The organism is Paenibacillus sp. MDV22-iso6, assembly GCF_058408365.1.
The window spans coordinates 82,017-95,120 of sequence record NZ_JBZVDZ010000014.1; the positions used below are offsets into that span (position 1 = coordinate 82,017).

The following is a 13,104-nucleotide window of genomic DNA, read 5'->3' on the forward strand; positions in this document are numbered from 1 at the left end:
ATGAACAAATTTTCACCTTATTTAGAGGGTAATTAATAAAATTTGTGAGTAACAGCGATCGGAAGCTCGGCTGTGGCCGGAGTGGGGTAACGTAAGGACACAGTCGTTGGCCATGCGACAACGATCGGGCGGCAGTCAGGGTCTTGATGCGTGACAACGAAGGGGAGAGGATCACGATGGGATTGTTTGGAGACGATTTTTATTCAACCAAAGTATCAAGACGCGCCGAACCTGAACAGAAAGGTAAACTTCAGATCATTCGCCCTGGAGGCAGGGGCAGGGGACGGGACCGCTGGCAGAATCCACGCAAGTCACGCTCGGGTTTTAGCTCCACGGTCAAGGTAGCCGTGATCAGTTCGGTAATCAGCTCCATCGTGACCGTTACGCTGTTCAGCTTTATTATGCAGCCTGCATCATTACCTCTAGCGAACGCTGCAGGGAACGGCGGAGGCGGTACACAGACAGCGCAGGCGGCTGATCCGTACGACCGGATTATCCAGGCAGCTGCGAAGGTTCGCCCTTCCGTGGTGAGCATCGTGAACCATAAAACGGGCAGCAGCCTGTCGATGGAAGATTCTGCGTTGGGATCAGGGGTCATTTTCAAAAAGGAAGATGGCAAAGCCTACATCATGACCAACCATCACGTCGTGGAGGGTGCGAGTGATCTGGAGATTGTTACGGTGGACGGGGAAACGCATAAAGCGAAGCTGGTGGGCAAAGACCGGGTTAGTGACATTGCGGTATTGTCTGTGCAAGATGATAAGGGCATCGGTCCAGCCGCAGAGCTTGGTGATTCCAGCAAACTTCAGCGCGGTCAAACGGTGCTGGCGATCGGGAATCCGCTCGGTCTGGGCGGTACGCTAACATCCGGTATTGTCAGTTACACAGATCGGATTCTGCCGGTATCCATTAATCAGGACGGTGTGTATGACTGGGAACAAAACGTGATCCAGACGGATGCGGCGATTAACGAAGGCAACAGTGGCGGGGCACTGGCCGATCTGAACGGCAAACTGGTCGGCATCAACACGATGAAGATCTCGGATACAGGCGTTGAAGGCCTCGGCTTTGCGATTCCGATGAACGAAGTGATGAAAACGGTGGATTCCTTGCTGCTGAACGGCAAAGTATCTCGTCCATATCTGGGCGTATATACTGTCGATCTGAGCAATCCATATGCTCCGCTGGATGACGAGCAGCGTAAAGACCTCAAGCTGCCATCCCACGTGGACAGCGGTGTGGTTGTACTGGAAGCGTCCGGTCCGGCGTCCGAAGCGGGCATGAAGCTGAATGATGTCATTACGGAATTTGATGGGCAAAAAATTACCTCTACGCTTGATCTGCGGAAATATCTGTACGATAAGAAGAAGATCGGCGATACGATTGAAATCACCTTTTACCGGGATGGCAACGCCGAGAAGGTGTCGGTGAAGCTGACGGATAAACCGGAGTAAGAGAATTGCTTTCATGTACATGGCACACAGAAATAGGGTAATAAAGGAGAGTCGATCAACTTGTTGATCCGCTCTTTTTTATTGCACTAATCTTGATTTACATATAAACCACATTCATGAGGTTACAGTGGGGATTTTGTCGTTTCCCAATGATAGGTTAGGACCAGAGCCAAAGTCTCTGTTATAAAGGGTTCCAGTTATGGTAAACTGTTGGGAATGTGTTGGTGATGGGCGGCTGTGCGAGTAACATCTGTTTGTCGATCTGTATTCTCAATCTGGAGTGGAAGGGGTTAATTCAATGAAACGGTTGACGAAAACCATGGTGGGGGGAACAAGTCTGGTATCTGCACTGTTTGTTTTGTCCGCATGTACTTCTGAGGTGTCCCCGTCAGGGACTGCTGATGTTAGTGGTTTACAGGAGCAGATTACAGGTCTGGAGAAGAAGCTTGCGGACCAGAGCGAGAAGAATAGTCAACAGAACAAGAAGATCGCGGATCTGGAGAAAAAGCTGGAGGAGCTGAGCACCACCGTGATTGCGGTGAATGAGCCTGGAGGTAAAGCACCTGTTGGCTCGGGAAACAACGGATCGGCTGGAAAGGGAGATGGGGTGCTGATTACGTTTGCCCAGTATGAAAAGCTAGAGGTTGGCATGGCGGTAGAGGAAGTTATCGATATCCTTGGCGGTGAAGGCGAAGCATTGAGCGAAGCGGAAAATATGGTGGTCTACAACTATAAGGGCACCGGGGGTTCGGGAGCCAATGCAGTAATTGCGTTCCAGGGTGGCAAGCTGCTGACGAAGGCGCAGTTGGGGCTGGAGTAAGATCGATATCCATTGAGTATGGATTCGAATACAATAGGACGATGGCTTTCATATGTGCGGTAATCTGAATAGTAACGAATGAGTGGGATAGATTCGGAATTGGGAGAAGTGTTACTTTGGGATGCCAACGGGGTGTCGAGAAGTGACGCTTTTTTGTTTTTTTTTGTGCTGAAATGAGAGGACTGGTGGAAGTTGGACACGATAAATGGGGGCTAGGGGTTTCTTTTCCGCGGCAGGTGTGATAGAACAGAGAAGTGGCTATCCTGTATGGATAAGCGGTTGTGAATCGGGAGCATAGCTGGATACAGAAAGGATGCTTGAACGGATGTACGTTGTATGCAAAGAACACGTGGACATCGCCATCGACATGTTTGTTGATGAGTATGAGGACGCTCCAGATATCGTTGATCTGAAGGAGACGGAATTTGCCGATTGGGACCCGCCTGCGAAGTGCGCCGAGTGCGAACAAAAGGCCGAGTATCTAGTCGTCTAGCGTACTGTGTAGGCATCCGCAGTTGGTGCGTCTGTCATGGATGCACTCGCTCGCCTGCCATCCGGTATGAACATCACAGGCAAGAAGCAAAGAGAGCGTGTCGGAGCGCTCTTTTTGTGTTTTTGGCGTGTTTTGCCTGAAATAGCGTTTCTCAGATTCTTTAGATTTTAAAGGAGCCGAAATTGGGCTAGATAAGGTGTGTGGAGTTCGTTAGCTTTAAATATTGGAACAAACGATGTGTTGAAGCATCTTACTTATAGATTATCTCGCAGGACGATTAGGAGGAATGAATCTTCATGTTGATTCAGATTATTGGCGTAGGCAAACTGAAGGAAAAATATTTGACGCTGGGCATTCAGGAATATGCCAAGCGGCTCGCCCCGTACATCAAGTTTCAGATGATCGAGGTCGCAGACGAAAAGGCGCCCGACACCCTGAGCGAAGCTGAGGTGCGGGCGGTGAAGGAGCGCGAGGGTGAACGCATCCTCGCGCATGTGAAGAGCGAGGCGCATGTGGTTGCGCTCGCATTGGACGGCCAGCTCTGGAGTTCCGAGGAGCTGGCAACAGAGATCGACAAGCTCGGCACCTATGGGACGAGCCATGTCGTGTTTGTCATCGGAGGAAGCCATGGGCTCTCCGATGAGGTGCTGCGCCGCGCGAAGCAGCGCTTGAGCTTCGGGCGCATGACCCTGCCGCATCAGCTCATGCGGCTGGTGCTGGTGGAGCAGATTTATCGCGCAGTGAAGATTAACCGGAATGAACCGTACCACAAGTAGGACGAAAAATTCTAAGCAGCCACTCGTTCCCAATACTCATTTTTCAGCTTATTATTTTTCACTGTGCCAGTCATAAAGGAACATATTATTTGATGACCCCGAGAAAAGAAATAAATCGAAGAAAAACCATGTTTGGCTTGTTAGCCAAAACACGGTTTTTTTCATTGTTCCACGGAACGCTAATCGGCTTCGGCGGCTATTTTCTACCTAGTGTCTCCCAAATTTCATGGAGCCAGGAATCGAACTCAGCATCTCTGTCGCCCTCGTAAGTATCATAGATATCCAGACGTGTCTTTTGCAGTTTTTCCTTAAATTGCTCAAATGTGTGACCTTCAGGAAGGCTTTTTTTAATCCGTAGTAAAATTTTGTTAAGGCCCTTAAACAGCTCGCCCTTATTTTTAGCAGGCATTTGTACATCTTCATCCAATTGCTTGAGCTTGAGATATGCGGCTTCGCGCACTTGGAACACTTGGTCATTTGTCAAAACATTTTGCAGCAATTTAATGGTAGGGGCTGTATCCCAGTTCCCCAATTCATTCACCGCATTTAGTCTTTCTCTCCAGTTTGCTGTCCCTTTGCTTGCCCGTTTGAGCTCTTCAAGGTTTTCCGGTAGTTCGTTAACTGCTCCAATATCATGGTTGTTCGTCAAAATTCAATCTCCTTAATCATCGCCATCTCGGCAGAATGATGAATGTTATTTATGTGAACACTATTATAGCACGAACCTGACTAAACTACTCCTATGAAGCCGATTGACAGCCTATACATCACATTCACCAATTCATGTTTTTGCAAGGGTAACAGAACAAAAATTTTTGTATTCCATCCAGCTTAGCCCAGAATTAGATCACTTTTTGCCAAAACATTAGTATCCACTATTTTCTATGTCAGCATACAACCTTGATGCTGTTCCAAATATAGAAGTAGATAAGGGGGAATAGTTAGTAATAAATGCAATCGTCACACCCTAGTGCGCTCCATCCATGCTGTTGCCCAATCGATCAACGGTCGTTGTTCCAAGAACCGGACATCAGCGTCTCCAACTTTATGAATCTTCACGTTTTTTTCGGTATCGTAGTGCTGCCCTAATTCAATAAAATCTTCGTCGTTTACGGCTTGGGTCTTGTAAGTGACCCATTCGCGCTTGCCGTTAATCATCATGGCGCTACTTTCCTCGGAGTACTTCTTGCCAGGGAAATTTGCCCTTGTTTCCGCCAAATGCAGCGACGTGTTTTTTTCGTAGCCGACGCCAACCAAAAGCACATGGCCGTTTAACTGGTACAGCTTATCCAACGGGGAGCCATCTCCAAAAATGTTGCTTAAATCATGATTTTCCGTTATATATGACGCATGATTGCCCACCGCTGCTATGGAACGCGCAGGATGGTGTGACCTATGAGCTCCCGGCCACTTGCGAAACATCTCGGCTACGACACCCATACCGATTGCGGGGGTAACCTCCTTATCATAAGCGGGCCAGTGTTCTCTAATGGTAGGCCACCACTCTACGGGCTCCTCCCAATGCACACCTGTGGAAGGGTCGAGATTTTTCCATGTTTGGGATGGCATGATCAGAGTTCCTTTTTCTCCAATGATTTCAAGAAGGGATCGAATGAACGTCTCTGCTCCGCCTACAACAAAACCGAGCTTGCTTAACGAAGTATGAACCATGATGGTTTGTCCCTCCATGAGTCCGCAGCTTTTGAACTTGTGAATGAGGTCTTCTTTGGTTAGGATCGCTCTTGTTTCCTTCATGATCATCATTGGAATCTCCACCTTGTGATTTTAATAAAAAAACAAAAAACAACCCGGCTACAAGTAGCGGGGTTGTCTCTAGCAATGCTAGTGAAGCAGTGCCCTAATATTTCATTATATTGTACCAATCCTTTATTTATGCGGCAATAACTTTTACTTTGTTTCTGGAAGGCTGAGAGTGTTTATGGTGGTTTTGAGCGTTTTAATCTATGGATACCTTTAATTACTTCGACTCAGTGAGTCGGCCCACAAGCAATCCGTACATCACTAGTGCGAACAAGGTAATGATTGAAAGGATCCATAATACCGTTCCAAAAGATACTACATCCATAAGAGATGCGGTATAGGTGATGCCTATGGAAGCGGATACATTTAACACCAAGTTGTAGAATCCAATGGCTGTTCCTGACTTTTCTGCAGGGATGGAGCGTACACAGGATTCAAGCAAAGGCGCGTACATGAATGCGAATGACCCCGAGAACAGCAGCATGGAGAGAACATATACAGGAATCGAGCCTCCAATAAGGCCGGGTAAAGCCAAGCTGAATACGATTATGCCCATAGCAATGGAAACGGCTTGCTTATTGGTCAATACTTTTGCTATTTTTCCAGACAGCGAACCGACTATTATCGCCGTTACATAGCCTGGTATCAGCAGCAGTGAGATCGTATCGAGCTGAAGATCATACAACTTTTGAAGCAGGAATGGGAAAATAAAGATGTAGCCCAGTTGAACGGAATAAATCACAAAGGCTATGGCAAGTACGGATGCAAACCGTTTATTTTGAAAAAAGGAAATCCCAATGAACGCCTTCTTACTTTTACTGATATAGCCAAGAAAAAGTGCTGCAGTGGCTACGAAACTCATAATAAAGATCCAGTTGAAATCCGTCAAATACATCAACACAGAAGTAGTAATGGCCGATATGAGAATCAGACCGATGAGATCAACATGGCTCTTCCGAGATCGTTCCTTTGGCAAATATTTAAGAATGAAGGGAATTAGGATTAAGGACAGCAGCGGAATTAAAAATAATGTTGACCAACTTAAATAGGTGGACACGTACCCCCCAGTAATGGAACCGATAACAAGAGAAAGTGAATAGCTGCTTGTGCTGAGACCCAGGAACTTCTTCTGTTCATCTTTGGGTAGGTGTTTCATTACATAGATAACATATAAAGTTTCAGCTGCGGCCAGACCTGCAGTCTGGATCATACGAGCAATAACAATGATTAGATAAGAGTCTTGAAAAATATACCCAATAATCGAACCTATGCAGATTAATATAATCCCTGCAACCAACAGCTTTCTGATACTGATGGAGTCGGCCAAAGAGGCATAGATGACGGCGCCAATCCCAATCACAAGTCCCGCTAATGAAGCTTGCAAGCTAACCATGGTTGCCGAGATTCCCAGATCATCGCCTATTGCTACTGAAACCAACTTGAATGAGTTATCGATGATTAAGGCAAAGACGAAAAAGAGCAGAATGACAGGGACTGCCCTTTTCGCTTGAAAGGGCGGGGTATTTTGCGGTGTATGTTCAGTTATTGTAGCCATTCGCCACATTCCTTTCCGGAATCAGATGATCAAGCAAGTTCCAGTGCAATTTCCATCATTTTAGTAAAAGCGGTCTGTCTCTCTTCCGAGGTCGTGGATTCATGTCTGAAAATATGATCGCTGATCGTCAAAATACACAGGGCGTTAACGCCCGCATGTGCTGCGTTCATATACAGGCCAGCAGATTCCATCTCGGCGCATAGAATTCCCATCTCGCTCCATCTCTTCAGCGCCGTTGGGTCCGCATTATAGAAGATGTCACTGGAGAGCACATTGCCTACATGAACCTTCTGCCCCTGCGCATCGGCTATTTTCTTGGCTTTTTCCAAAAGTTCGAATGATGCCGTAATCGAATAGTGACCCGGAAGGTTGTACTGGTGTCCATAATTGGAATCGGTTGCAGAACCCATCGCGAAAACAATGTCATACAGGTTCAAATGATCTTGAATCGCCCCTGCGGAACCAATACGAATGAGATTCTTCACACCGAATACATGAATCAGCTCCCATGAGTACAGACTCATGCTTGGTGTTCCCATTCCGGTACCCATCACTGATATTTTTCTATCCTTGAAAGTTCCCGTATAGCCCAGCATACCGCGAACATTATTGAACTGGACGACATTTTCCAAATAGTTCTCTGCAATAAACTTTGCTCTTAAGGGATCGCCTGGCAATAGAATCGTCTCTGCGATTTCTACTCCTCCAGGTTGAATATGCGGCGTTTCTTTAGGGGATGTGCTCATTTCAAATCTCCTCTTCTTTATAAATTGGTATAGTTGTATAAAAAGTTGTCTAATTGGTATGAGAATAAAGTACCACACATCGCATTCTCTATCAACTAATTTTTTATGGAATAAATTCCCGCATTCTTTCCTGGTAGTCGATCTTGTATGCAAAAGGGCAGTGACCTCTCCTATATGGAGAAGTCACTGCCCTGCAATGATAATAAGTCCTATGGTTTCGAAGCATTAATTACAATCTGGCTAAATTCTTTAGGAATATAATATTTATTGTATACAATAGGGTACTGTTCATTTACATATAGACTTTCCAGCAGCAAATCGCACCCCTCGCCGGCATCCAGTTTATATTTTTGAGATGAGGCATTCATCACGGTGGAATGTCTGACCTCTACCGTTGCAGAGTTAGCCAGCTCATATACCTTGTTCTCAAGCATGTCCAGCAATTGCTCTTCATTCTGGAGATCCAGGTTCAATTCTGTTACGGCCTCAATGGCCATAAAGGTAAATCCGTAAGCCACCGCTTGTCCTTTACTCATATACCAACGTTCAATGGCTACTACAGCTGTGGCTTTTCTTTTCAGAACCTCTTTCGTGTAGTCACTCTCAAGGTCCAGTCTGAACTGGATGTCGACATGATCAATGTCCTCTGTATGGCACTTATAAATAGGATTTCCGATTTTCTCCAGCCCAACATTCCTCTGCACCATTCGAGTTCGGGTAACAAAGTTCCCTTTACCATGAATACTCGTCACCAGTCCGTCATCTTGCAATAGAGCTAATGCTTGTCTCAACGTCATTCTGCTTACGTCGAACATTTTGGCAAGTTCAGGTTCAGCAGGCAATTGACTATTGGAGGGGAACACACCACTCATGATCTTTTTGAATAGTTCATCGTATACGGTGAGGTATAGCGGTTTTTTTTCTTTGGGTAGATGTCCCGGCTTTATTTCCATCGGTTCACACACCTATTCTCTTAATTCATCAGTTAGAGCATATTATAGCACACCTGTAATCGTTGAGTTTGGGCGAATCTTAGGTCTGAACTTTTGTTTAATCCGCTTCTTACGAAGTAGTAACAGATAAAACTACGTTCCTTTCTCTATCAATCTTTAAATTTTTTACATCCATTTGATATATTCTACGACTTTTATGAATTGAACTATGGTAAAATATTTCAGGATCTATAATTGGAGAGGGGTTTTGTTAATTCATGTATTGGAAAAAAGTTCTGGGCCAAAGCACAATTCGTGTGGCAACTGCTGCACTACTACTTACCCAACTATTGGGCGCAGCAGGTTCTGTCTCTGCCGCAGGCAAAGATGTAGAAGTACACTTGATTGGTATCAATGACTTCCACGGTCAGTTAGATACCACATCGATCGTTAGCGATAAAAAGGCAGGAACGGCTCCAATTTTAGCAACCTACTTAAAAGAAGCTCAAGCAAAATATGAGCATTCCCTACTCTTCCATAATGGAGACTCTGTGGGTGCATCTGCTCCAGTCTCATCTCTCGATCGTGACGAGCCTACCATGGAATGGATGAATATGATGGGCTTTGATGTAGCTTCTCTAGGCAATCATGAATTCGACCAAGGTGTCGCTGCTTTGAAGGCACAAATCTTTGGTGGCCTTGATCCAAAAGAAGGAAAAGTAACTCATGCTGGTGCAAAATTTGATTACGTCAATGCAAACGTCATTGAAACTGCCACTGGCAAAACATTGATTAAGCCGTATGTTATTAAAGAAGTAGGCGGAGTCAAAATCGGATTCATCGGATTAGTGACGAAATCCACACCTGCCAAAGTATCCCCATCTGGGACAGCTGGTGTGCGTTTCTTAAGCGCAGAAGAAGAAGTTGAAGCCGTTAATAAATATGCAAAAGAATTGCAAGATCAAGGTGTAGAAACGATCATCGTTTTGGCGCATGATCCAGCAACAACCAAAGAAGGCGTAACCACTGGAGAAGCGGCTGATTTAGCAAAAGCTTTGCCAGCAGATTCCCCTGTTGACGTTATCGTTGCAGGTGACAATCATGCCTTAGCTAACGGTGAAGTGAATGGAAAATTGATCGTTCAAGCGTATTCGTATGGTACGGCATTTGAAGATATTAAATTGATGATTGACCCTGCAACTGGGGATGTAACTGAGAAATCAGCTACAGTTACATCGACTTTCCAAGAGGGTGTAAAAGAAGACCCTGAATCTTTAGCTATTATTAAAAAATCATTAGACAAGCATCCTGAGCTGACTAAGCCAGTAGGTACAACGGATGGTTCTGTTACCCGTACAGATGCTTATAATAACGAAGCCGCTCTGGGCAACCTCATTGCAGATTCAATGCGTGAAGCAGACTTTGGGGATAAGGCAAGTGCTGCTGACTTTGCATTTATGAATCCAGGTGGTATTCGTGCGGATCTGCCAAAAGGCGATGTGACCTTTGCTGATCTTGCTAAAATCCAACCGTTTGGTAATACTCTAGTGAAACTGGAGTTGACTGGCGAACAAATTAAAACGTTGTTGCAGCAACAATGGGGTACCAACGCTGACGGTACACCAAACACCAAAACTCTACAGATCTCTGGCTTGAAATATACTGCAGATTTCAATAAACCAGTAGCGGAACGTGTTACTAGTCTTAGTCTTGAAGATGGCTCACCTATTGATCCTGCAAAAACATATACGGCTGTAGTTAACAACTTTATGGCTGCAGGTGGAGATAACTATAAAGTGCTGGTAGATGCTAAATCATCCTTGGCTGGTCCTATCGATCTGGATGTATTCTACCAGTACATTGTAGATACGTATAAAGGCGCTGACATTGTGGCTAAAACGGAAGGACGTATCACGAATCTAGCTGCATCTAAAGAAGAAACAGAAACACCTGCAACAACAGAATTTATTTCCCGTGCTGAATTTGTTAGTGCTCTAGTAGACCTGTTGAAACTGAACGAAGTAGCTGCAGCACCTGCATTCAAGGATGTTGCTGCTAACGCTTCATATGCAGATGCAATCGCTGAAGCGACTCATGCTGGATTCATTCAAGGCTACGGTGGTAATTTCAATCCTGATCGTGATATCACTCGTGAAGAAGCAGCTACCATTCTTGCTAAATTGGTGAAAGATCAAGCTTCTGACAAAAATGCGGCTACGATTATTGCAGGTTTTGAAGATGGCAAAACCGTTTCTACCTATGCGGTGAAACCTATGGCAAAACTGATTGACAAAGGTATTCTTAGTGCAGCAGAGAAAAATCTGCTTCAACCTAAACAAGGTCTTTCTACTAACGATGCAAAAGCTTTAATTCAAAAAGCTGTTGCAGCAAAAGCTTCATAATTTAAAAAGAATCTATCATTCTCGAACCACCTGTGTAACAACACAGGTGGTTCTTTTTTTGTTTTGAGGAACATCAATATAAGGCTCCCCAGGCCACTGGACAAACGCACTTTTTGTTCCTTGTCCACATTTATACCTTACCAAAACAATTGAAATGCATTTAATAAAACTATCAATAATAAGGAGGTTTTGATAATGGGAAATAGAAGACCAGGAGGACCAAGAGGTGGTTATGACCCCGTTCAGATCTATAACTCTACTTCGTTTAATGCATCTGGAAAAGTTGAATATGCATCCATCTTTTGTAGTGACGACAACTATAGTGTTCTGCGTGACGAGACTTGGAGAGCTTCCAGCCGTGGAGTCTGCTTGGTAACTAGAATCACTGCAACGGTTAGAACGCCAAGTGGGAATATTGAAGCCGAGCCGTATACTTCTTCCGGTACTTCTTACAGCCAGTTTGCCATTATACAGGTAGGGGTAAATAAATTCCAAGTGACACGTGTTACAAGTGCTGCGAGACGCCTCAAGTAATAACTGAAGCGATCATGATCATCATAAGCATCAAAATTTAACCTAAAGAGACGACTGGCCGTAGAAAAAGGCTGGTCGTCTCTTTTTTGCTTTAATGTTTCTTGTACCATAATATTTTGCGATGCATTGAGGAATCTTTCAAAAGCCGGAAAGGCCGTAGGTCCGGTTTATAATTACCTTCGATGATCCAGATTCGATGTTTCCTGTCGATACCTATATCGAACCCGACTTGTCTAAGCGTAGGGTAATGCTCTCCCAGTCGTTTGGCAGAAGATAGTGCAATGTGTTCCGCTTTGACAAGCAAGCTCGGATCTTCGATTCGAGCTAATTTGAGAGCCTCCAGCACTGGAATGGTGCGGCTAGTCACATTCGTGACTAGATATCCCTGCGCCGCAACTTTAGCGTAGGAGCCGGTAACGTTCCAATTGGCTGAAGAGCCTTTTTTGCGCTGAACAATGATTCGAATGTCGAACGGCTTGTGCCCAATTTGGGCGAGATACAGACGTTTTTGGACAATGTATCTATCACTTTTGTTTCTTTTGTGGAGCCATTGGAATACCTTATCGGTGTCTCTCATGATGACCACATTATTTTCATTTTGAATACGATAGGATTTCCCACCGTTACGTTTGATAAAAATGATATCCCTTCCATAACTTCCGTTACGAGGTTTCAGTACGATGCTTTGATATTGAAGCAGCATCTTCGTTAAAGTGTCCTTTTTAAGTAACTGTGTTTCGGGTAACCGTCCGGCGAGAGAGGATGCATTGCGGAGAATGCGATACTGCAGCCACTTATCTCTTTTGATTAACATTGGAATCACAGCCTTTTTCCAGACTTCTACGGTAATTCTAATTCAAATTAGGGATCAGCATAAGCGGCCATTCGTCTATATTTATGAGAAAATGCTAGAACGTTAAAAGGCTACTGACATCACGTTGTCAGTAGCCTTTTTGTATATTAAGAGCATGCGAATAGCGCAGTGCTTTGGAGATAGGGCGACCTTTCTCATCATATGATTATAGAGGTGGAATTTATTTATGAGCAATGTCAAATGGGAAGTGGATCCGGATCACAGCTCTGTTGAGTTTTCGGTGACGCATTTAATGATTAATAAAATCAAAGGTGTATTCGAGCAGTTCGAAGCGGTTTTAAGTTTTGACCCCAACGATGTAACAACCCTGGGTATTCAAGCTTCCATCGACGCAAATAGTATTACTACTCGCCAGCGGCAACGAGATGAACACCTGAGGAGCGATGAATTCTTTCATACTGCCCAGTATCCAGCGATTACGTTTCAAAGTACCAACTGCGTTCTTACTGGCGAACGGCAATATGAACTTGCAGGCAATTTAACGCTGCATGGCGTAACAAAACCTATTACTTTTCATACCGTTTTTGAAGGGTTTAATAAAGACCCTCGAGGCCGGGAACGTGTGGGATTTCATTCGACTGCCAGTATCGATCGTAATGAATTTGGTTTGAGCTTTAACTCGCCTCTGGAAACGGGTGGAATTGTCGTCGGAAATGAAGTAAGCATCGAGCTTTATATCGAAGCAATTCGAATAGAATAGCATTGTTACATGATATCTGAACATGCACTCGCCATAATTATGGCGAGTTTTTCGTTG

The 13,104-nt window shown here is 44.7% G+C and carries 13 protein-coding genes; 7 read left to right on the forward strand and 6 right to left on the reverse strand.

Annotation, left to right across the window (positions count from 1 at the left end):
• Positions 1-176: 176 nt before the first annotated feature.
• The 4 genes from AC4PM4_RS28480 (at position 177) to rlmH (ending at position 3,543) form a co-directional block, all read left to right on the forward strand.
• On the forward strand, positions 177-1,454 hold the full coding sequence (locus AC4PM4_RS28480; RefSeq protein ID WP_063567361.1) for a S1C family serine protease: 1,278 nt from the start codon (positions 177-179) through the stop codon (positions 1,452-1,454).
• 298 nt (positions 1,455-1,752) lie between these two features.
• Complete coding sequence (locus AC4PM4_RS28485; RefSeq protein ID WP_244552137.1) at positions 1,753-2,274, forward strand: hypothetical protein; 522 nt, start codon at positions 1,753-1,755, stop codon at positions 2,272-2,274.
• A 325-nt stretch (positions 2,275-2,599) separates the two neighbouring features.
• Positions 2,600-2,767 carry a CxxH/CxxC protein gene (locus AC4PM4_RS28490; protein ID WP_063870633.1) on the forward strand — a complete coding sequence of 56 codons (168 nt, stop codon included), beginning with the start codon at positions 2,600-2,602 and terminating at the stop codon, positions 2,765-2,767.
• 296 nt (positions 2,768-3,063) lie between these two features.
• Positions 3,064-3,543 (forward strand): 23S rRNA (pseudouridine(1915)-N(3))-methyltransferase RlmH, encoded by a 480-nt coding sequence (rlmH, locus tag AC4PM4_RS28495; protein WP_072733920.1) that lies wholly within the window; start codon positions 3,064-3,066, stop codon positions 3,541-3,543.
• A 196-nt stretch (positions 3,544-3,739) separates the two neighbouring features.
• Here the strand turns inward: rlmH and AC4PM4_RS28500 are convergent, their stop codons facing one another.
• The 5 genes from AC4PM4_RS28500 to AC4PM4_RS28520 all read right to left on the reverse strand — a co-directional run bounded on the left by AC4PM4_RS28500 (position 3,740) and on the right by AC4PM4_RS28520 (position 8,558).
• A complete protein-coding gene (locus AC4PM4_RS28500) occupies positions 3,740-4,192 on the reverse strand; it encodes a HEAT repeat domain-containing protein (RefSeq protein ID WP_063565772.1) in 453 nt (150 codons plus the stop codon).
• Between the two features lie 311 nt (positions 4,193-4,503).
• The gene (locus AC4PM4_RS28505; protein WP_488731726.1) at positions 4,504-5,307 is read right to left on the reverse strand and encodes an AAC(3) family N-acetyltransferase; all 804 of its coding nucleotides are present in this window, start codon (positions 5,305-5,307) and stop codon (positions 4,504-4,506) included.
• 214 nt (positions 5,308-5,521) lie between these two features.
• Positions 5,522-6,859, reverse strand: a complete 1,338-nt coding sequence (locus AC4PM4_RS28510) for an MFS transporter (RefSeq protein WP_064641472.1) — start codon at positions 6,857-6,859, stop codon at positions 5,522-5,524.
• Positions 6,860-6,888: 29 nt separating this feature from the next.
• Positions 6,889-7,605 carry a purine-nucleoside phosphorylase gene (gene deoD, locus AC4PM4_RS28515; RefSeq protein WP_063565775.1) on the reverse strand — a complete coding sequence of 239 codons (717 nt, stop codon included), beginning with the start codon at positions 7,603-7,605 and terminating at the stop codon, positions 6,889-6,891.
• A 209-nt stretch (positions 7,606-7,814) separates the two neighbouring features.
• Positions 7,815-8,558: a GntR family transcriptional regulator gene (locus tag AC4PM4_RS28520; RefSeq protein ID WP_063565776.1), complete on the reverse strand. Its 744-nt coding sequence runs from the start codon at positions 8,556-8,558 to the stop codon at positions 7,815-7,817.
• Positions 8,559-8,815: 257 nt separating this feature from the next.
• On the opposite strand from AC4PM4_RS28520, the gene AC4PM4_RS28525 reads away from it, so the two are divergent.
• Both AC4PM4_RS28525 and AC4PM4_RS28530 read left to right on the forward strand, forming a co-directional pair.
• Complete coding sequence (locus tag AC4PM4_RS28525; RefSeq protein ID WP_491615115.1) at positions 8,816-10,939, forward strand: 5'-nucleotidase C-terminal domain-containing protein; 2,124 nt, start codon at positions 8,816-8,818, stop codon at positions 10,937-10,939.
• A 195-nt stretch (positions 10,940-11,134) separates the two neighbouring features.
• Positions 11,135-11,473: a hypothetical protein gene (locus AC4PM4_RS28530; RefSeq protein ID WP_491615116.1), complete on the forward strand. Its 339-nt coding sequence runs from the start codon at positions 11,135-11,137 to the stop codon at positions 11,471-11,473.
• A gap of 91 nt (positions 11,474-11,564) precedes the next feature.
• Here AC4PM4_RS28530 and AC4PM4_RS28535 read toward each other — a convergent pair whose 3' ends face one another.
• Entirely contained in the window at positions 11,565-12,287 is a 723-nt protein-coding gene (locus AC4PM4_RS28535) for a YheC/YheD family protein (RefSeq protein WP_491615117.1), read from the reverse strand.
• Positions 12,288-12,513: 226 nt separating this feature from the next.
• On the opposite strand from AC4PM4_RS28535, the gene AC4PM4_RS28540 reads away from it, so the two are divergent.
• The gene (locus AC4PM4_RS28540) at positions 12,514-13,047 is read left to right on the forward strand and encodes a YceI family protein (protein WP_090952605.1); all 534 of its coding nucleotides are present in this window, start codon (positions 12,514-12,516) and stop codon (positions 13,045-13,047) included.
• Positions 13,048-13,104 lie beyond the last annotated feature (57 nt).

Coding starts and splice junctions, on each gene's coding strand:
- AC4PM4_RS28480 (WP_063567361.1), top strand. CDS start 177: ATGGGATTGTTTGGAGACGATTTTTATTCAACCAAAGTATCAAGACGC.
- AC4PM4_RS28485 (WP_244552137.1), top strand. CDS start 1,753: ATGAAACGGTTGACGAAAACCATGGTGGGGGGAACAAGTCTGGTATCT.
- AC4PM4_RS28490 (WP_063870633.1), top strand. CDS start 2,600: ATGTACGTTGTATGCAAAGAACACGTGGACATCGCCATCGACATGTTT.
- rlmH (WP_072733920.1), top strand. CDS start 3,064: ATGTTGATTCAGATTATTGGCGTAGGCAAACTGAAGGAAAAATATTTG.
- AC4PM4_RS28505 (WP_488731726.1), bottom strand. CDS start 5,307: ATGATGATCATGAAGGAAACAAGAGCGATCCTAACCAAAGAAGACCTC.
- AC4PM4_RS28510 (WP_064641472.1), bottom strand. CDS start 6,859: ATGGCTACAATAACTGAACATACACCGCAAAATACCCCGCCCTTTCAA.
- deoD (WP_063565775.1), bottom strand. CDS start 7,605: ATGAGCACATCCCCTAAAGAAACGCCGCATATTCAACCTGGAGGAGTA.
- AC4PM4_RS28520 (WP_063565776.1), bottom strand. CDS start 8,558: ATGGAAATAAAGCCGGGACATCTACCCAAAGAAAAAAAACCGCTATAC.
- AC4PM4_RS28525 (WP_491615115.1), top strand. CDS start 8,816: ATGTATTGGAAAAAAGTTCTGGGCCAAAGCACAATTCGTGTGGCAACT.
- AC4PM4_RS28530 (WP_491615116.1), top strand. CDS start 11,135: ATGGGAAATAGAAGACCAGGAGGACCAAGAGGTGGTTATGACCCCGTT.
- AC4PM4_RS28535 (WP_491615117.1), bottom strand. CDS start 12,287: ATGTTAATCAAAAGAGATAAGTGGCTGCAGTATCGCATTCTCCGCAAT.
- AC4PM4_RS28540 (WP_090952605.1), top strand. CDS start 12,514: ATGAGCAATGTCAAATGGGAAGTGGATCCGGATCACAGCTCTGTTGAG.